General features: G+C 63.6%; 17 protein-coding genes and 1 pseudogene. 10 read left to right on the forward strand and 8 right to left on the reverse strand.

Features of this window, described 5'->3' with window-relative positions:
• Positions 1–2: 2 nt before the first annotated feature.
• The 6 genes from rsmA to lptF form a co-directional block, all read right to left on the reverse strand.
• Complete coding sequence (gene rsmA, locus WHT83_RS12590; RefSeq protein WP_406871343.1) at positions 3–839, reverse strand: 16S rRNA (adenine(1518)-N(6)/adenine(1519)-N(6))-dimethyltransferase RsmA; 837 nt, start codon at positions 837–839, stop codon at positions 3–5.
• Positions 836–1,858: a 4-hydroxythreonine-4-phosphate dehydrogenase PdxA gene (gene pdxA, locus WHT83_RS12595; protein ID WP_406871344.1), complete on the reverse strand. Its 1,023-nt coding sequence runs from the start codon at positions 1,856–1,858 to the stop codon at positions 836–838. Before pdxA ends, rsmA begins: the two co-directional genes overlap by 4 nt.
• Before the next feature lie 3 nt (positions 1,859–1,861).
• A complete protein-coding gene (locus tag WHT83_RS12600) occupies positions 1,862–2,797 on the reverse strand; it encodes a peptidylprolyl isomerase (protein ID WP_108608696.1) in 936 nt (311 codons plus the stop codon).
• A gap of 120 nt (positions 2,798–2,917) precedes the next feature.
• Positions 2,918–5,296: an LPS-assembly protein LptD gene (locus WHT83_RS12605; protein ID WP_406871345.1), complete on the reverse strand. Its 2,379-nt coding sequence runs from the start codon at positions 5,294–5,296 to the stop codon at positions 2,918–2,920.
• 13 nt (positions 5,297–5,309) lie between these two features.
• On the reverse strand, positions 5,310–6,398 hold the full coding sequence (lptG, locus tag WHT83_RS12610; protein ID WP_183262172.1) for an LPS export ABC transporter permease LptG: 1,089 nt from the start codon (positions 6,396–6,398) through the stop codon (positions 5,310–5,312).
• Positions 6,395–7,594, reverse strand: coding sequence for an LPS export ABC transporter permease LptF (gene lptF / locus WHT83_RS12615; RefSeq protein WP_406871346.1), 1,200 nt, complete (start codon positions 7,592–7,594; stop codon positions 6,395–6,397). Before lptF ends, lptG begins: the two co-directional genes overlap by 4 nt.
• A gap of 315 nt (positions 7,595–7,909) precedes the next feature.
• Between lptF and WHT83_RS12620 the strand changes: the two genes are divergently transcribed.
• Positions 7,910–9,406, forward strand: a complete 1,497-nt coding sequence (locus WHT83_RS12620; protein WP_406871347.1) for a leucyl aminopeptidase — start codon at positions 7,910–7,912, stop codon at positions 9,404–9,406.
• Positions 9,407–9,441: 35 nt separating this feature from the next.
• Positions 9,442–9,891, forward strand: coding sequence for a DNA polymerase III subunit chi (locus WHT83_RS12625; protein ID WP_406871348.1), 450 nt, complete (start codon positions 9,442–9,444; stop codon positions 9,889–9,891).
• A 46-nt stretch (positions 9,892–9,937) separates the two neighbouring features.
• Here the strand turns inward: WHT83_RS12625 and WHT83_RS12630 are convergent, their stop codons facing one another.
• Complete coding sequence (locus tag WHT83_RS12630) at positions 9,938–10,429, reverse strand: carboxymuconolactone decarboxylase family protein (RefSeq protein WP_406871349.1); 492 nt, start codon at positions 10,427–10,429, stop codon at positions 9,938–9,940.
• Positions 10,430–10,513: 84 nt separating this feature from the next.
• On the opposite strand from WHT83_RS12630, the gene WHT83_RS12635 reads away from it, so the two are divergent.
• The 6 genes and pseudogenes from WHT83_RS12635 (at position 10,514) to WHT83_RS12660 (ending at position 14,635) form a co-directional block, all read left to right on the forward strand.
• Positions 10,514–11,200, forward strand: a complete 687-nt coding sequence (locus tag WHT83_RS12635) for a TetR/AcrR family transcriptional regulator (RefSeq protein WP_406871350.1) — start codon at positions 10,514–10,516, stop codon at positions 11,198–11,200.
• Positions 11,201–11,266: 66 nt separating this feature from the next.
• A complete protein-coding gene (locus WHT83_RS12640; protein WP_183262164.1) occupies positions 11,267–11,890 on the forward strand; it encodes a hypothetical protein in 624 nt (207 codons plus the stop codon).
• Positions 11,887–12,747, forward strand: coding sequence for a 23S rRNA (adenine(2030)-N(6))-methyltransferase RlmJ (locus tag WHT83_RS12645; protein ID WP_406871351.1), 861 nt, complete (start codon positions 11,887–11,889; stop codon positions 12,745–12,747). Before WHT83_RS12640 ends, WHT83_RS12645 begins: the two co-directional genes overlap by 4 nt.
• A 53-nt stretch (positions 12,748–12,800) precedes the next feature.
• Positions 12,801–13,247 (forward strand): hypothetical protein, encoded by a 447-nt coding sequence (locus tag WHT83_RS12650; protein WP_183262161.1) that lies wholly within the window; start codon positions 12,801–12,803, stop codon positions 13,245–13,247.
• Positions 13,248–13,265: 18 nt separating this feature from the next.
• Positions 13,266–13,969: pseudogene (locus WHT83_RS12655) on the forward strand (ribonuclease T2 family protein).
• A 66-nt stretch (positions 13,970–14,035) separates the two neighbouring features.
• Entirely contained in the window at positions 14,036–14,635 is a 600-nt protein-coding gene (locus WHT83_RS12660) for a glutathione S-transferase (RefSeq protein WP_406871352.1), read from the forward strand.
• Between the two features lie 66 nt (positions 14,636–14,701).
• On the opposite strand, the gene WHT83_RS12665 is transcribed toward WHT83_RS12660, so the two are convergent.
• Positions 14,702–15,361, reverse strand: coding sequence for an outer membrane protein (locus WHT83_RS12665; protein ID WP_183262156.1), 660 nt, complete (start codon positions 15,359–15,361; stop codon positions 14,702–14,704).
• A 420-nt stretch (positions 15,362–15,781) separates the two neighbouring features.
• Between WHT83_RS12665 and WHT83_RS12670 the strand changes: the two genes are divergently transcribed.
• Entirely contained in the window at positions 15,782–16,546 is a 765-nt protein-coding gene (locus WHT83_RS12670; protein WP_183262154.1) for an SDR family oxidoreductase, read from the forward strand.
• Positions 16,543–18,606, forward strand: a complete 2,064-nt coding sequence (gene uvrC / locus WHT83_RS12675) for an excinuclease ABC subunit UvrC (RefSeq protein WP_406871353.1) — start codon at positions 16,543–16,545, stop codon at positions 18,604–18,606. The genes WHT83_RS12670 and uvrC overlap by 4 nt, the downstream gene beginning before the upstream one ends.
• Positions 18,607–18,701 lie beyond the last annotated feature (95 nt).

An 18,701-nucleotide genomic window follows, 5' to 3' on the forward strand; every position in this document is an offset into this window, starting at 1 on the left:
GCTCAGACCGCCTTTGCCAGCGCCACGAACTCCTCGACGCTGAGCGTCTCGGCGCGGCGGGTCGGGTCAATGCCGACTGTTTCCAGAAGTCTTTCGCCGCCCATGCTTTTCAGGCTCTGGCGCAGCATCTTGCGGCGTTGGCCGAAGGCCGCCTCGGTGACACGGCCAAGTACCTTCACGTCGGCCGGCAGAGGCACCTGACGCGGTTCCAGGTGTACGACGGACGAAGTGACCTTCGGTGGCGGGGTAAAGGCCTGTGGCGGCACATCGAAGGCAATGCGTGCGTCGGTGCGCCAGCCGGCGAGAACACCGAGGCGGCCAAAGGCCGAGCTCGCCGGCTTCGCCACGATGCGTTCGGCGACCTCGCGCTGGAACATCAAGGTCAGCGATTGATAGAACGGCGGCCAGTCCTGGACGGTGAGCCAGCGGACGAGCAGTTCGGTGCCGATGTTGTAGGGCAAGTTGGCGACGATCTTTGTCGGCTCGCCGCCGGCGAGCGCCGCGAAATCGGTCTTCAGCGCGTCGCCCGAGACCACTTCCAGCCGCTCCGGATAATGGTTGGAAATCTCGGCCAGTGCTGCGAGGCAGCGTTCGTCGCGCTCGATGGCGATGACGCGCCTGGCGCCGTTCATCAACAGCGCTCGTGTCAGGCCGCCGGGGCCGGGGCCGACCTCGATGACGGTGACGCCTGTGAGATCGCCGGCAGCCCGCGCCACCTTGCTGGTCAGGTTGAGGTCGAGCAGGAAATTCTGGCCGAGCGCCTTCTTGGCCTGCAGGCCGTGGCGCTCGATGACGTCGCGAAGCGGCGGCAGGCCATCGATGCTGGTGGCCGCACTCATGAAGACTTGCCCCCAACGTCCGCCAGCCGGCGCGCCAGCTTCAGCGCTGCGATCAGGCTGTCCGGCCGGGCAATGCCCTTGCCGGCGATGTCGAAGGCGGTGCCGTGGTCGGGCGAGGTGCGGATGAAGGGCAGACCGAGCGTGACGTTGACCGTCTCGTCGAAAGCCAGCGCCTTGGCCGGGATCAGTGCCTGGTCGTGATACATGCAGATGGCGGCGTCGTAGCCGGCGCGGGCGCGGGCATGGAACATGGTGTCGGCGGGCAGGGGACCGAAGACGTCGATACCTTCCGCCTTCAGCGCCTCGATCGCCGGGCGGATGATGCGTTCGTCTTCATGGCCCATCGCACCGCCTTCGCCGGCATGCGGATTGAGGCCCGAAACGGCGATGCGCGGCCTGGCGATGCCAAAACGTGTGCGCAGGTCATGCGCGGTGATGCGGGTGGTCTCGATGATCGCCTCGGTCGTAAGTGCCCTTGGCACGTCGGCAAGCGCGATATGGATGGTGACGGGCACGGCGCGAAGCTCCGGCCCGGCAAGCATCATGACCGGCATGACGGCGGAGCCGGTCCTCTGGCTCGCGAGGTGGGCGAGGTATTCGGTATGGCCGGGAAAGCGGAAGCCGGCGTCATAGAGCGGCTTCTTGGCGATCGGGCAGGTGACGACGGCAGCGGCGCGGCCCTCGAATGTGTCCATCACGGCACGGTCGATCGCCTCGATGATGCCGGCGGCGTTCTGCTTGTCGGGCTGGCCCGGCGCGTCGACCAGCGCAGCGGACAGCGGCACGACCGGCAACGCATCTGCGAACTGCCCGGCGGCATTGGCCGGGTCGGTCTCTGCGATCTGGATTTCGACGCCCAGCGCCAAAGCGCGTGCGGCGACCAAAGCGGGGTCGCCGAGGAGATAGAAGGCGGGCACGTCCGCTTCGTTGCGCAGCTGCCAGGCGACGACTGCGATTTCGGGGCCGATACCTGAGGGATCGCCAACAGTCAGCGCCAGAGGGGCGCCATGCGAGCCCACGACCTAGCGGTTGACGATGCGAGCCTTGGCCCGCAGTTCTTCGATGTACTTCTTGCTGAGCTCGTCGGCCTTTTCGTTGCCTTCCTTGCCGAGCCCCTCGGCCTGGAAGACCATCTGTGCGACCTTGTCGTCGGACACTTCGCGGGCGCTGCAAACGCCGATGAACTCGACGCCACGGTCAGTCTCACGCACCGGGGTTGCGCCGCCAGCCTTGAGCTTCTTGATCTGGTCGGCCCATTCCGGCGGCAATTGCGGTGCAAGCACGCGGCCGAGATCGCGCACGGTCACGTCGAGCAGGCCCCTGGCGAATTCGCGCGTCTGCTCGCAACCGTTGAAGCGGCCACGCATGGCATCCGCCTCGCGCTTGCGCTTGCCGATGGAGCCGCGCTCGGATGCCGGCACGACGAAGATCACCTGCTGCAGCATGTATTCGGTGGCGCTCGGCTTGGCGCCGCCCTGCTGCAGCATGCGCCGGACGGCGTCCTGCTCGCTGGTGCCGCCACCGCCGCTGCCCTCGGCGCGGAAGCGGGAACTGAGCGCCTGGTTCCAGCCCATCTGCGTGCGGATGTAGTCCTTGAAATGGCTGCTCGTCACGCCGGCCTGGGCCAGGATCTGGTCCATTTGGGCGGGCTTGAGCTTGTTGGAGCCGGCAAAGCGCGCATAGGCGTCGTCGACCTGCTTGTCGGAGATGCGGATGTTGAGCCGCTTCATTTCGGCCTGGCGCAGCGTCTGCTCGATCATTTCCTCGCCGGCATTGCCTTTGCGCTTCTGCAGCTTGAGGAACGCGGCGCGGCGCTGGATGTCGTAGCTGGTAACCGGCACGTCGTTGACAATGTATTTGATCTCGCTCGCCTGGGCCGGAGGCGCATAAGCGGTCATCGAGAGCGACGTTGCCGCCACGAGCAGGGCGAGGCCTGCCGAAAAGAGGTGCTTCCGCATCGATAAAGTCCCGTTCAAACCCCAGATCCGAGCATTGCCCGAATGCATGTTGCCCCGTCCAATGGCCGCGTTATGCGGCAAAACGATGTCAGGTCGCCCTGGCATCGTTCTCTGGCTGCCTTAGAAACTGTTCTTCGCCGTACCGAGATCGCCGAGCGTGCGGAACGAAATGTTGAAGCCTACGGAGCGTGTGACGTCGTCGGGATCGTTGTGATCGCGGCTTTCGGCGTAGGTCATCATGTAGGTGAAGCACTCATCGTCATAGGCGAAGCCGACACCGTTCTTGACGAGCAGGTCGCTCTTGATGTCGTAGGTGCCGGAACCAAACACCCGCCATTCGTCGTTGAAGCGCGCCGTGGCGCCGAGCGTGACCTCGTGACGGTCGTCCTTGAAGCCATAGAGCGGCTGCGCATCGATGAAGGCGTAGCGGGCCGAAACGGCGATCGGGCGCGCATCGAGGCCGACCTTCATTTCGGCGCGGCGGACGTCGAGGCTCTGCTCGTCGAAGCGGCCGCTGACCGAGGCCGAGAAGCCGTTCGGGCTGGCGATGCCGGCAAGCGCCACATAGTCGGACGTATCGGTTTCCAGGCCGGAATAGGCGCCTGCGTTGACCAGATCGGGCGCGGCAAACGAGTTGTCGCCGGCGAGTTGGTAGGACTGGCCGAAAAGCGCGTTGGTGGTCCAGCCGTTGCTGTAGCTGCCGGAATAGCGCAGGCCGATATTGGCGCGCGTCCCGCCTTCCATGCGGTCATAGCCCGAGAACTTGTCGCGTTCGAACAGCGACGCCGCGTCGAAGACAAAGCTCTGCGCATCCTCGTTGGGGATGCCGAGCCCGCCGATGGCGCTCTCGCTCGGGCGGGCGAAGACCTGGGCCATCGGTTCGAGCACATGGGTCGAGCTCGTCGACGAGAACAGCACCGGCCAGCGCAGTTCGAGACCGAGCGTCGCCATGTAGCGGAACAGCGATGAGCGTACGTCTGCCGCAACGCCAATGTCCGGATCGATGGCCATGTTGTTGATGGCGTTCAGCGAGGCGCTGGAGGCGTCGAGGTAGCTGCCGTCGGCGCGGAAAGCCATCAACGGTGTAACCAGCAGGCCACCTTCGGTAACGATCGTGCGTTTCCACTCGGCTTCGGCGGTGATGCGGCTGGACGTTCCTTCGAGGCCGTGAATTGTCGGGCCGTTCAAACCTGGTATCGCGGAATCGAGCTCGGTGCGGCGGATGACGCGTGCATTGAGGTCGAACGACAGTTCGCCGCCGGCCAGCGGCGCGTCGGGAATGTAGGCGTAGTCGAGCGACGGCAGCACCCAGGGCTGCTTGTCGGCACGTGCATCGGGATCGCTATCGAGGGCTTCTTCCTGGACCTGGAAGCGCATGGCGCGCAGGTCGAAGTAGTTTCGGTCGTTGAGGCCGGTGAGATAGACCTCGGAACGATGCGTGCTGTCGGCGAAACCCTCGATGCCGTAGGTGCGCGAGAAATTCTTGTCCGACTGGGCGAGGATGTCCCAGCCGAAGGCCCAGCGCGGATTGAGGTCGAAACGGCCCTTGGTGCCGACCATGCCGCGCAGCTTGTTCGCGTCGCCAGTAGGCCCGCTGTCGACGGTGTTGGCGTCGAACTTGTCGGGGTTCATCTGGTGGATGCCTGCGATCTTCAGGCTGTATTGGCCATTGTTGAAGCGCTGGCGCCACTCGGCCTCGCCGAGGAAGCCCTGGCGGGTGTAGCCGGTGCCCTTGACGGTCAGGTCGTAGGTCGGCGAGAGCGCGAAATAATAGGGGATCGAAACCCCGACGCCGAGCTCGCTCTTGTAGCTGATGCCGGGCATCAGGAAGCCGCTCTTGCGCTTCACCGTCGGGTCGGCGATCTCGAAGGCGGGCAGGAAGGCGATCGGGAAACCGAAGAACTCGAAATTCGAGTTTTCGAAACGGACGGTCTTCTTTTCGCCGTTCCAGATGATCTTCTGAGCCTTGATGCGCCAGATCGGCGCCTTGTCGGGCTTTTGCTCGCAAGGTTCGCAGGCCGTGTAGACGCCGTTGTTGAACGTCGTCAGGATGCCGCCTTCGCGCTTGGCGCTCTCGGCCGCAAAGTAGGTCTTGTCGACGGTCTCGACGCGCAGCGCGTTGACGAAGCCATCGGCGAAGTCGTCGGTGATGTCGATCTCTTGCGAGAAGATCTTGGTGCCGTCGGAATTGACGATCTCGACATTGCCGCTGGCGATCAGTCGCGACGTCTTGCGGTCGTAAGTGACGCGCTGGGCGACGAGACGGTTGCCGGCATAGTCGATCTGTACGCCGCCGACGGCGGTGACCGTCTGGACGTCATTGTCATAGACCAGCGTGTCGGCCTCGAGCAGCATCTGCGAGCCCTCGGGCACGCTTGGCGCGAGATCGGCGATGGTCTGTGCGTAAGCTGGTGCGAACGGGAGCGCGCATGCAAACAGGCATGCAAGCGCAGTCGCCCCGAATAGGCGTGCCCTGCGGGCAGTCCTGCGGTTGGCCATTGCGCCCCTCACACTAACCATCCTCGTTGTAGAGCAGGAAAGTCACCCCGAAAAACATTGCTACGACAACTGGAAGCCACGCCGCAATATAAGTCGGCACGAATCCCGCATTGCCAAATGCTTTGACCAGAACCGAAACGACATAAAGCAGAAAGCCGGCGACGACGCCACCCAGAATCATCGTTCCGGACTGCCCCATCCTCGCAAATCGCATCGACACTGTTGCAGCAATGAGCGTCATCGCGACCAGCAGGAAGGGAAGTGCGACAAGTGAATGAAATTGCATGGCAAAAGCATTCGCCCGGAGCCCGAAGGACCGTGCCACTTCGATTTTCGACGGAAGCTGGAAAAAAGGAATGGTTTCGGGCCGCGCTAGCCGCTCCTGGACGAATTCCGGCTTCAGATTCGTCGGCACCTCGGCGGTGGCTTCGGAGGTGAAGTTCTCGCCACCCTTCATGCTTCGAACGTTGACCAATTCCCAATGACCGTCGCGCAGATAGGCGCGCTCGGCATCCTTGCGTTCGACCATGTTGCCGTCGGCGTCAAAGACGAAAAACACCGCGTCCGACAGTTCCATCCCCTGATTGAGAACCGCCCGGGCGCCGATGATGACCTCGGTGCCGTTGGCTTTCTGGCGCAGCCATGGCGCCGAAAATGCCGAAACCGAATTGGACTGGCGTGAGCGAAGCTCCGACTCCAGCGACTCCGAGTGCGAGAAGCCGTAGGCCGCGATCGGGTTGAGCACGCCGACCGTGATGAAGCCGAAGAGCAACGCGCCGAGGCAGCATGGCAGCAGGAACTGCCATGCCGAAATACCGGCGGCGCGGGCAATGACCAGTTCATAGCGCCGGTTGAGCGACACAAGCGTTGCCATGGCGCTGAACAGGGCGACGAACGGAACGACCTGCAGCATGATCATCGGCACGCGCAGTGCAGAAACCGTCAGGGCGATGCTGAACTTGAAGCCCGGCACGCCGCCGGCATTGTTCGAGAATTCCGTGACGTCGATGATGAAGATGAGCGCGAAAATACCGATGAAGAACCACGCTGTGATGGTGGCGTAGCGAAAGAAGAAATAGCGCCCGAGCGTCCAGCCCATCATGCTGCTCCCTGACGCGGAGCACCGCCGCTGAACCGCAGGCGCAAAGCCGTGAGTTTGTCGCGGATCTGCGCCACCACGGACGCGATCCGGTCGGCGACCGAAACCGGCAGTTCCATGCTGCGGTTGGTGCGGATGAACCAGATGGCAATCAGCGACGTGGCGATGGGCACGGCATAGACTACATAGCGGACCCACGCCACCGTCTCGGCCTTGCTGCCGGCGAAGAAGCCAAGCCAGCGGAAGAACAGCGCGATGGTGATGGCGGTGACAAGCGGATGGATGCGCGCTTCACGATGTGATCGCGCGTCGCCTGCCACGGCCAGCGCTATGAGGGCAAAGGCGATCGGGTAGAGCCACTCGGTGAACCGGCGGTCGAGTTCGGCGGTAAACAGCCGGGGATTGCGCTGGTAATATTTGTCGCTTGGCGAGGGGTTCACCAGGTAAGCCGTCGAGCGATCCTTCGGCTGCATCGTGACTTCCTTCGCAGCAGCGGAGAACTCGCTGAGGTCGAATGCGTAGGAATCGAAGCTGATCACCGACACTTCGCCGCCTGGCGCCTTGCGGTGGATCACGCCGTCATTCATCACCAGCATCTGCTTGCTGTCGCGCTCCACGAACGAGCCGTCCTTGGCGTAGTAGACGAGATCAATGTTGGGTTCGCGAGAATCGGCGACGAAGATGCCGCCAAGGCCGCCATTTGGCAGGCGCTCGCCGACCTGGACGAAGAGACCCTCGTCGACCTTGCGGAACGTGCCTTCCTGGATGATCAGCGACAAAAGATCTGCGCGCGAGGTCGCGATCAGTTCGCGGTTGCGCTGGCGCGCCATGGGATCCGCGATGTTGTGGACCAGGAAGGCGAACAGGCTGGCGCCGATGGCCAGGATGAGGATGGGCCGGATCACGGTCATCCGCGAAGCGCCGGCGGCGTTGAGGATCACCAGTTCGGAATCGCTGTTCATCGAGCTTAGCGTCAACGCCACCGCGATTGTCACCGCAAAAGGCACGACGATCGGAATGAGGGTGGGCAGGATAAGGGCTGCGACCTCAAAGAAGGTCAGCGCCGACTGGCCGCTGTCGGTGACAAGGTCGATTCGCCCGAGCACCTGGGTGGTCCAGACGATCACCAAGGTCCAGGTCAGCGCCGCGATAAAAACCGCGAACGCACGACGCAGGATGTAGCGCTCAACAACCTTCATCGATGATCAGGATTCCGTGTTTCCGACTTGGCCGGCCGACGGGACGTCGAGTGACCGGCAGGTGTCTAAGGTATAGTCCAAGGCAAGCCGGCACAACCGGCCCCTTCAAGCCGGCATCGTTCCAACACCCATCTCCTACCGGCCGCGACTCTCGGCGCCAATGGCTAAGAAAGGCCGAACAGAGGTGGTTAACGCAAGGTTTCCCACCTTTTTTCACCTTTAATCATATCGGGCCAAGATGACGGAGGCTTGCCAAATTTTTGAAAACGACCAAATGTCGCGCACCATCTGAACGGGATCCGAAAGCAGGACATCATGACCTCCAAGCCGTCGATCAGCTTCGCCAAGGCCGGCACGCCGAAAAAGGGCAGCGTTTTTGTCTTCTCCGCCGAAGATGGCGCGCTGAGCGAGATCGCGCGCGGCAACGATCCGGCCAAGACGCTCGACCGCGCCTTTCCGGTCGCCGACTTCAACGGCAAGTTTGGTGGCGTCGTTGAAGTCCTGGCGCCGGAAGGCACTGGCGTTGACCGGCTGGTGGCTGTCGGCGTGGGCAAGACGTCCAGTCTCGACGAGTATGCCTGGCTGAAGCTTGGCGGCACGCTGGCGGCACAATTGCGCAAGGCAACCGAGATCGGTGTGGTCCTGGACATTCCGGGCGCCACAGTCGACGGCGCTGCCGCCGCTGCTGTTGCAGCCGGCATCCTGCTGCGCAGTTACACCTTCGACAAGTACAAGACCAAGAAGGACAATGGTAACGGCAAGGCCGAGGACAAGAAGCCTGCGAAGGTCACCATCCATTGCGCCGATCCGGTAGCGGCAAAGAAGGCCTTCGCCGACATCGAGGCGGTGGTCGGCGGCGTGCTGCTGGCCCGCGACCTGGTCAACGAACCGGCCAACGTGCTTGGTCCGGTCGAGTTCGCCGCCCAGGCCAAGGAACTGGAAAAGCTTGGCGTCAAGGTCGAAATCCTGACCGAAAAAGAGATGAAGAAGCTCGGCATGGGCGCGCTGCTCGGCGTCGCGCAGGGCTCGGTGCGTCCGCCGCGCATGGCTGTGATGCAGTGGAACGGCGGCAAAGCCAAGGACAAGCCGGTGGCCTTCGTCGGCAAGGGCGTGGTCTTCGATTCGGGTGGTGTGTCGATCAAGCCGGCCGCCGGCATGGAGGACATGAAGGGCGACATGGGGGGCGCCGCCGCTGTCACCGGCCTGATGCATGCGCTTGCCGCGCGCAAGGCCAAGGTCAACGTGGTCGGCATCATCGGCCTGGTCGAGAACATGGTCGATGGCAACGCCCAGCGTCCTGGCGACATCGTCACCTCGATGTCGGGCCAGACCATCGAGGTGCTCAACACCGACGCCGAAGGGCGCCTCGTGCTCGCCGACGCGCTCTGGTACTGCAACCAGCGCTTCGAGCCGAAGTTCATGGTCAATCTGGCGACGTTGACCGGCGCAATCATGGTGGCGCTCGGGCAGAGCCACGCCGGGCTGTTCTCCAACAATGACGAGCTTGCCGGGCGCCTGACCTCGTCGGGTGCCGCGACGCAGGAAAAGCTGTGGCGCATGCCACTCGGCTCCGAATACGACAAGCTGATCGATTCCAAGAACGCCGACATGAAGAACATCGGCGGCCGCTTCGGTGGCTCGATCACCGCGGCGCAGTTTCTCCAGCGTTTCGTCAAGGAGACGCCCTGGGCGCATCTCGACATCGCCGGAACCGCGATGGGCTCGCCGGCCAGCGAGATCAACCAGTCCTGGGGCTCGGGCTATGGCGTGCGGCTGCTCGACAGGCTGGTGCGCGACCACTACGAAGGGTGAGGCTGGATAAATCGGCCCTGGGTGCGAACTGAGCAATGGCCGAAGTCCTTTTCTACCACCTGACCGAATCGACGCTCGAGGATGCCCTTCCGGGCCTGCTCGAGCGCAGTCTGCAGCGCGGCTGGAAAGCGGTGGTGCAGACCGGCACCGAGGAGCGGCGCGATGCATTGGATGCCCATCTCTGGAGCTTCCGCGACGATTCGTTCCTGGCCCATGGCAGCGACCGCGAACCTCATGCGGCGGATCAGCCCGTGGTGCTGACGACAGGTGAAGGCAATTCGAATGCGGCCGAGATCCGCTTTCTGGTCGATGGGGCGGCTCCGCCCGATGTCGGACCCTATCAACGTGCCGTTTTCCTGTTCGATGGCCACGACGCAGCGCAGCTCGAAGGTGCACGTGAACATTGGAAGACGATGAAGAACGGCGGGCACACCGTGACCTACTGGCAGCAGACGCCGGACCGCCGCTGGGAACGCAAGGCCTGAGGCAATATGGCGGCCTGCGAACGGACCGCCTTATGGCTGGAGCCAGCTATTTGGCAGCGCTCATTTCGCCGCCGAGTTCCTTCTTGAAGGTCTCGAAATCGACCTGCATGCCGTTGAAGACAGTGCTCCAGTGGCGAGTCAGCGCGGCCATCGCCACGGCTTCCTGGATCTCTTCGTCGGTCGCGCCTGCCTGCCTGGCGCTCTGGGTGTCGGCCCAGATGCAATAGGTGCACGGGATTTGTGCAGCGACTGCCAGCGAGATCAGCGCCTTTGTCTTCGCCGGCAACGCGGTCTTGTCGCTGAACTCGAGCGCCTTGAGTTCCGACCAGGCGCCGGGCAGGCCGGCCTTCGGGAACTGCTTGACGAAGCTCGGCACGCCGCCCATCGATTTCTGGATGTCTTGAAGCGTGGCGTCGTAATCGTCGGCATGGGTGGAAAGCGGCATCAATGCGAATGTGGCTGAACAGGCTGCTGCGCCGGCCAGGACCGTCATCGTGCGGCGGAACGAGGCGAGGGCGGATGCGTCGAAGAACGACATGACTTCCTCCTCTGGATCATTTTTACCTTACGGTGTAAGGTATCTCAGTGATGAGCCTTACAGTGTAAGTTGTCAAGCGAAGCGATGGACAAGCCGATCAACAAAAAGCGAGCCCGCGGCAAGCTGTCGCGCGACAGGATCGAGACCTCGGCGTTCGAGCTCATCGAGCGCGAAGGGCTGTCGGGCTTTTCGATGCGCAAGCTGGCGCAGGCACTGGGCTGCGAGGCGATGAGCATCTACCACCACTATCCCTCCCAGGCGCATCTGTTCGAGGCGCTGGTCGATAGGCTCATCGGCGAATTGGAGATACCGCCCCGTGACCTCCCATGGCGGCAACGGGTCAGGAATGTGCTTCATGGCTATCGTGCCATGGCGCGCAAATACCCCGCATTCGCGCCGTTCATCGTGACCTACCGGATGAATTCGCCGAAATGCCTGAAATGGCTGGATGGCGTGATCGGCCTGTTCGAAGACGGCGGCTTCGGCCGGGAGCGCTCGGCGCGCCTGTTCCGCGCTGTCGGCTACTATCTCATGGGCGCCATCCTCGATGAAACGGCAGGCTATGCCAGGGGGCCGTCGTCGGTGACGAAAGTCGACGACGAGCAATTGCGTACCGACTTTCCCAATGTGGCTGCGGCCGGCCCGTACTTCGCCCCGAGCCAGTTCGACAAGACCTTCTCGATGGGCCTCGAAATGATGCTCGACGAAATGGGCCCCGAAGTTGCAGGCAATGGCCATGCCGGACTTTCCGGCGCCGGCCAAAAGCCGTAGTAGGGAGGCTACTTCCATCCGGCCAGCCACCTCGCGTTAGGCAGCAGCCACAGAGTTTCGAGCGCTATGCGGTTCCTGTTTCTTCTTATCCTGCTTGCCGGCACTGGCCTCGGCATCATCTATCCATGGGCGGCAACCAACTTCACCGGCCGCGAGATCGGGACGTATCGCGTCTACGATCGCGGTGGCAGCTTTCGCCCGGTCGAGGTGGCGCTGGCGACCGCCGACGCACCGGTGCGCGTGCTGGTCGACCTGACGACGCTGGCGCCGCCAGTGGTCCAGCCGGCGCGGGCGATCCTGACGATGACGGCCTCGACGCGCGGCGAAACCGTGCTGGCCCAGGCCCTCAACTTCTATGACACGACACCGCGCGAGCGCAGTCCTCAACTGCCCGATCCGGTGTTCCGCGACGATGCCGGCCTGATCCGCGACGTGAAGGCGGGCAGCTACCGTTTCGTCGTCGCGCCGGGCGATAACGACAACGTCCAGATCCAGCGTGTCGACCTCATCCTGCGTTCGGGCGCTGGCGAAGCGGACCAACGCGCCCAACCGATCGGCTTTTCGCTGATGGCGGTCGGTTTCGTCGGCCTGGTGTTGTCGCTGCGCCGGGGCAAGGGCAGCCGACCCGAAAACCCCAATTCGCAACCGCCGCCGACGCGCTGGGGCCGGGGCAGGGACAGCCAGTCGTGAACTATCGCCACGTCTACCATGCCGGGAATTTTGCCGACGTGGTCAAGCACGCAGTGCTCGCCCGGCTGGTCGAATACCTCAAGCGTAAGGACAAGGCCTTTCGCGTCATCGACACCCATGCCGGCATCGGCCTCTACGACCTGTCGTCCGAGGAAGCGCAGAAAACCGGCGAATGGCATGACGGCATCGGCCGCCTGATCGATGCGACCCTGCCTGCCGACGCTGCCGCGCTGCTTGCGCCGTATCTCGCAGCCGTTCGTACGGTGAATCCAGATGGTGGCATCGAAAAATATCCGGGCTCACCCCTGATCGCGCGGCACCTGCTGCGCAAGCAGGACCGCCTTTCGGCCATTGAGTTGCATTCTGAAGATTCACAAATCCTGGCCAATCTGTTCGAGGGCGACTTCCAGACACGGGTGACCGAACTCGACGGTTGGCTGGCGCTGGGCGCACACCTGCCGCCCAAGGAAAAGCGCGGGCTGGTGCTGGTCGACCCGCCCTTCGAGATCGCCGGCGAGTTCGATCGCCTGGTCGAAGGGCTGAAGAAGGCGCACCGGCGTTGGCCGGGCGGCATCTTCGCCCTGTGGTATCCGGTCAAGGACCGGAAGGCCGTGGCAGCATTCCGCGAGGCACTTGCCGGTGCGGGCATCCCCAAGATCATGGACATCGAGTTCTACATCCGCCCGCCTTCATCGGAGCCGCGGCTCGACGGCACCGGCATGGTCGTGGTCAATCCGCCTTTCCAGTTGGAGAGCGAACTTGCAGTGATGCTGCCGGCGCTCGGCAAGGTTCTCGGCGAGGATGCAAGGGCGCGCTGGACAGTCGAGTGGCTGGCAGGCGAAACGCCGGCTTCTTGACCGCAGCGCGGCGAAACCGCAAACTGAATTGCATCAGCCTTGGAGTGGGAACCATGAGTCGCGTCGCCAGTAGCATCATTGCCGCAATGATCGGCCTCGGAGCGGCCGGGTTGGGCGCGGTTTCCGCGCAGGCCGCCGATCTCTCCGTCTCTTCGGACTATGCCGGCGATCCCGGCATTTGCGGCAACGCCTCGGTGCTCAATCGCATCACCAGCCGGTTCAGCTACCAGGTTCGCCACGTGCCGAACCTGCCCCAGGTTGGGATCACCGATTTCCAGCGCATCCACGAACACCGCTATCTGCCCGCTGACGAGAGCCATCCGATCGGCCGGCGCTATTGCGGTGCGACGGTGACGCTGTCGGACGGCGGCGACCGCGACATCTGGTACCTGATCGAAGAAGGCATGGGCTTTGCCTCCATCGGCGACAATGTCGAGTTCTGCGTCTCGGGCTTCGATCGCTGGTACGTCTACAACGGGCGCTGCCGCGTTCTGCGCTGAGCCTGGCCGGGCTTCACGATGAGACGGTTGGCGTCTGCGCGAGCATCGGCGGTTGCGGTGTTGCTCGCGCTGTCGGCCTGTGCGCCGTCCGACGAGGCATCCAAGGAAACCCAACCGGCGGTGACGGCTGAAGCTCCCGTACCGCGTGGCCAGGGTTTTGACTTCTACGTGCTGTCGCTGTCGTGGTCGCCGAGCTATTGCGAGGCCGAGGGCGAACAGGCCAACGGTCAGCAATGCCGCGCCGGCCGGCCTTATGCCTTCGTCGTCCACGGCCTTTGGCCGCAATATGAACGCGGCTATCCCGAGAATTGCCAGGCGGGAGCAAGTAATGTCTCAAACGAGGCGCTCCGCGGCCTTACGATCTGATGCCGTCGGCCGGGCTCATCCGCCATCAGTGGCGCAAGCACGGCACATGTTCTGGCCTCAGCCAGGCCGACTACTTCGAGGTCCTGCGCGCCGCGCGGCAAAAGGTCGAAATTCCCCGGGAATTCAAGCGCCTGGACGTTTATCGCACACTGGCGCCGGGCCAGGCGGAGGGCGCGTTCCTTCAGTCGAACCCGGGTCTCGAAGCAGACGCCGTGGCGGTGGTCTGCGACCGCCGCTACCTGCGCGAGGTGCGGATTTGCATGACCAAGGATCTCGAATTTCGATCCTGCACCGAGGTCGACCGGCGTGCCTGCCGCCTCGACAAGGTGGTGATGCCGCCTGTGCGCGGCCGCTGATCGGCGCGCGCCGCGTTGCCGGAAAGAATAGTGCGGAATATGGTCCGCCGCCAAAGGGAGCCCTCGATGCCGAAATTGTTCTACTCGCCCGCTTCGCCCTACAGTGCCAAGGTGCGCATGGCGGCCGCCTATGCCGGCATCCCGGTCGAATCCGTCACCGTCGAGACCGGGCCGCAACCGGCGCTGCTGACGGACGCCAACCCGCTCGGCAAGATCCCGGTGTGGATCACCGACGAAGGCGAAAGCATCTACGACAGTCGGGTGATCACGCAGTATCTGAACAGGCTTTCCCGCAACAAGCTGTTCCCGCGCAATGCTGAAAAGCGGCTCGATGCCGAACGGCTCGAAGCGCTCGCCGACGGTATCTGTGACTGCCTTCTGGCGATCGTCTACGAGCGCCGGTCGCGGCCGGAGGAGATCGTCCACCAGCCGTGGATCGACAAGCAGTGGTCGAAGGTGACGCGCGCACTCGACCTCTTGAACGCCAACCCGCCCAAGCTGCCGAAGGCGATCAGTGCCGGCCAGATCGCGCTCAGAGTCACCATCGGCTACATGGATCTCCGCTTCGCCGGCAAGTGGGAGAAGGGTCGCCCGCGCCTCAAGCGCTGGGCCGCGCGCTTCGACGAGAAGTTTCCGGAACTGAAGGCGGTCGTGCCGCAGGGGTAATTGCCCAAGGGAAACAAAAAAGCCGGGCGCGAAGCCCGGCTTTTCCGTTGGTGCTGATCTTGTGGATCAGAACTTCATGCCGACGCCGAACTGGACGCGGTGATCCTTGCTCGACACTTCGGTCGAACCGCCGCTCAGGGCGAAGTCGTCGCTGCCGTAGTCGGTGTAGCGATACTCGACGCGGCCGAAGACCGACTCGGTCAGCTTGACGTCGGTGCCGACGCCAGCGGTCCAGCCAAGCGCGGTGTTCGAATCTTCCGCGATGCCATCGCTGACTTCGATACGCTTGCCGGCGCCGCCAGCGGTACCGTAGAGCAGGATGTCGGGCGAAACCGCATAGCCGAGACGGGCGCGCAGCGAGCCTTCGAAGCCCGACTTGACGTTCAGGCCGCCGTTGTCGCCTTCGACGCCGCTGTAGCCGATGTCGCCTTCAGCGCCGACCACGAAGTTGTCCATCTGGTAGTTGTAGCCGACGAAGGCGCCGCCGAGGAAACCATCGGTTTCGACATTGGTACCACCGACATCGGACTCGCCGCTGAAGCCGTAGCCGAGGAACACACCAGCGTAGGGGCCCGACCAGGTGTTGAGCGGGGGCTGCTCCATCGGAGCGGCAGGTGCCGGCGGCTCTTCCATGACGACGTCGGCAGCGAAAGCTGGCATCGACGCCAGCGCGACCAGGCCGAACGCGGCCGCGAGCGGACGGGCGTGCTTGAGTATGGCAGTCATTGTTTTACTCCTTAAGCCAACTAGACACTGGCTCTTTTTAGAAATGGCGCCCCTAGCCCGTCCGGGGGGAGAAACGGTCTGGGCGCCGAACAGTTCCGAATGTCGTGTCGAAATGCGGCTGAACCGAACCTGAAGTGAGGTGATTGCCCGGCGCAAATGAGGCTGAAGCATGACGTTGCTCTAATACAACAACCTTGTCAGGAGCTTTGCCTGCCTTTTGCCGCAGGCCGCTTGGTACATGGGGTTGGGCGTTCTATATCTCGCTTGGCCGCATGGTTCGCGGAAAGGTCTTGGGGTGGCATTTGAGGCTCTCGCCACATTGCTGCCAAATCGATGAACCGCTTTTTACATAGGTTACCGAGACGTAACCGCGCCTGCCTCCGAGGAAGCCGGCGGATAGCATGAGAGGAAGGATACTGGATGGCGAACATGGCAGGCAACGTGCTGGTGACGGGTGGGGCCAAGCGCATCGGTCGTGCGATCACCGAGGACCTTGCCGCGCACGGCTTCGGGGTCGCCATCCACTGCAACCATGCGCGCAAGGCAGCCGATGATCTTGCCGCCACGATCAAGGCCAATGGTGGCCGCGCCGCAGTGGTGCAGGCCGACCTCGCCGACATGGCTGCCGTGGACGGTTTGCTTGCCGCGGCCGAGGCCGCATTGGGGCCGATCGACCTGCTGGTCAACAACGCTTCCGTCTTCGAAGGCGATCAGGTGACGGATTTCGGCTGGGAGACCTGGGACCGCCATTTTGCCCTGCACGTGAAGGCGCCCGCGCTGCTCGCCAAGAATTTTGCAGCAGCCTTGCCCGAGGGGGCGGAGGGGCTGATCGTCAACATCATCGACCAGCGTGTGCTCAAGCCGACGCCGCAGTATTTCTCCTATTCGCTGTCCAAGGCAACACTTTGGGCGGCGACCAGGACCATGGCGCAGGCGCTCGCGCCGCGAATCCGCGTCAACGCCATTGGCCCGGGCCCGACCTTGCCCAGTTCGCGGCAGGACGCTGCTGCCTTTGGCGCCCAACTCGACGGCCTGATCCTGAAGCGCGGTCCGACCCTCCAGGAGTTCGGCGAGACCATCCGTTATCTCTGGCAGGCGCGCTCGGTGACCGGCCAGATGATCGCGCTCGATGGCGGCCAGCATCTTGCCTGGCAGACGCCGGACGTGACAGGCATGGTGGAATGAGCCCTCGACAGTCCGATAGCAAGCCGAGCCCCGCAGGAGGCGGCAAGGCTACAGACGACATGCCCGACATCGAACTCGACGACGACGAAGCGGTGGAGGAGGCAACTGCTCCGGGCGGGCCCGACCTTCCGTTCACGGCGATCGACTGGACCGCGCATGCCGGCGACGCCGACGGCATGGTCGGCGCCGAGGTGATCCAGACCCTGGTCAAGCGCCTGCCGAATGCCCCGGGCGTCTACCGCATGATGAATGCCGCCGGCGACGTGCTGTACGTTGGCAAGGCGCGCAGCCTGAAGAAGCGCGTCACCAACTACGCGCAGGGGCGGTTCCACACCAACCGCATCGGCAAGATGGTGCGCGAGACGGCGACGATGGAGTTCGTCGTCACCCGCACCGAGATCGAGGCGTTGCTGCTTGAGGCAAACCTCATCAAGCGGCTTCGCCCGCGCTTCAACGTGCTTATGCGCGACGACAAGTCGTTCCCCTACATCATGCTGACCAGCGACCATACCTCGCCGGGCATCTACAAGCATCGTGGCGCGCGCTCGCGCAAGGGCGGCGATTATTTCGGCCCGTTTGCTTCGGCGCAGGCGGTCGGTCGCACCATCAATTCGCTGCAGCGGGCCTTCCTTCTGCGCAGTTGCACCGACAGTTTCTATGACAACCGCACGCGACCGTGCCTGCTGTTCCAGATCAAGCGCTGTGCGGCTCCATGCACGGGCGAGATTTCGCGCGAGGGCTATGCCGAGCTTGTCGACGAGGCCAAGGACTTCCTGTCCGGCCGCAGCCAGAAGGTGAAGACCGAGATCTCCGGCCAGATGCAGCAGGCGGCGGAAGAACTCGATTTCGAGCGTGCCGCGGTCTATCGGGACCGTCTCGCCGCCCTGTCGCACGTGCAGAGCCACCAGGGCATCAATCCGCAGACCATCGACGAGGCCGATGTGTTTGCCATCCATCAGGAGGGCGGCCAGACCGGCATCCAGGTGTTCTTCTTCCGCACCGGCCAGAACTGGGGCAACCGCGCCTATTTCCCCAAGGCCGATCCGTCGCTGGAAGCGGCAGAGGTGCTCGGCTCTTTCCTGGCCCAGTTCTACGACGACAAGCCGTCGCCGCGCGCCATCCTGCTGTCGCATGCGGTCGAGGAACAGGAATTGTTGGCCGAGGCGCTGTCTACCCGCGGCCGGCACAAGGTGGCGATCTCGGTGCCGCAGCGCGGCGAAAAGAAAGACATCGTCGATCACGCCCTGCAGAATGCCCGCGAGGCGCTTGGGCGCCGGCTGGCCGAAACGTCGACGCAGGGGCGCTTGCTGGATGGCTTCGCCCAGACCTTCGGGCTGGAAAAGCCGCCGGTGCGCATCGAGGTCTACGACAACTCGCACATCATGGGCACCAATGCGGTCGGCGGCATGATCGTGGCCGGGCCCGAAGGGTTCGTGAAGAACCAGTATCGCAAGTTCAACATCCGCTCGACCGACATCACGCCCGGCGACGATTTCGGCATGATGCGCGAGGTGATGACGCGGCGGTTCTCGCGGCTGCTCAAGGAACATGGTGACGAGAACGTCGAATCCGAAGACGGCCTGGAGGGCAACGGCGCCTTTCCGGCCTGGCCGGACGTCATCCTCATCGACGGCGGCCAGGGGCAAATGAGCGCAGTGCGCGCCATGCTTGCCGAACTCGGTGTCGAGGATCGCGTCGTGGCGATTGGCGTCGCCAAGGGGCAGGATCGCGAGGCTGGGCGCGAGCGCTTCTTCGTCAAAGGCAAGGATTCGTTCTCGCTGCCGGTGCGCGACCCGGTGCTCTATTTTGTCCAGCGCATGCGCGACGAGGCGCATCGCTTCGCCATCGGCTCGCACCGGGCGCGGCGCAAGAAGGAGATGGTCAAGAACCCGCTCGACGAGATCGGCGGAATCGGCCCCTCGCGCAAACGCGCGTTGTTGCATGCCTTCGGCACGGCCAAGGCGGTAAGCCGGGCAGCGGTTGACGACTTGATGGCGGTGGAAGGTATTTCGGAGTCGATTGCACGCCTTGTTTACAACCATTTTCACGATAATGGGTGATGAACGATGGATTGCCGTCAAGTGACCGCCTGGACTATCGATAGGCAGTTGACCCCCAGCCCGCCCTTCTGATTTCACTAAGGCAGACGAAAGAG

The organism is Aminobacter sp. P9b, from assembly GCF_045345995.1.
GTDB classification, from domain to species: domain Bacteria; phylum Pseudomonadota; class Alphaproteobacteria; order Rhizobiales; family Rhizobiaceae; genus Aminobacter; species Aminobacter niigataensis.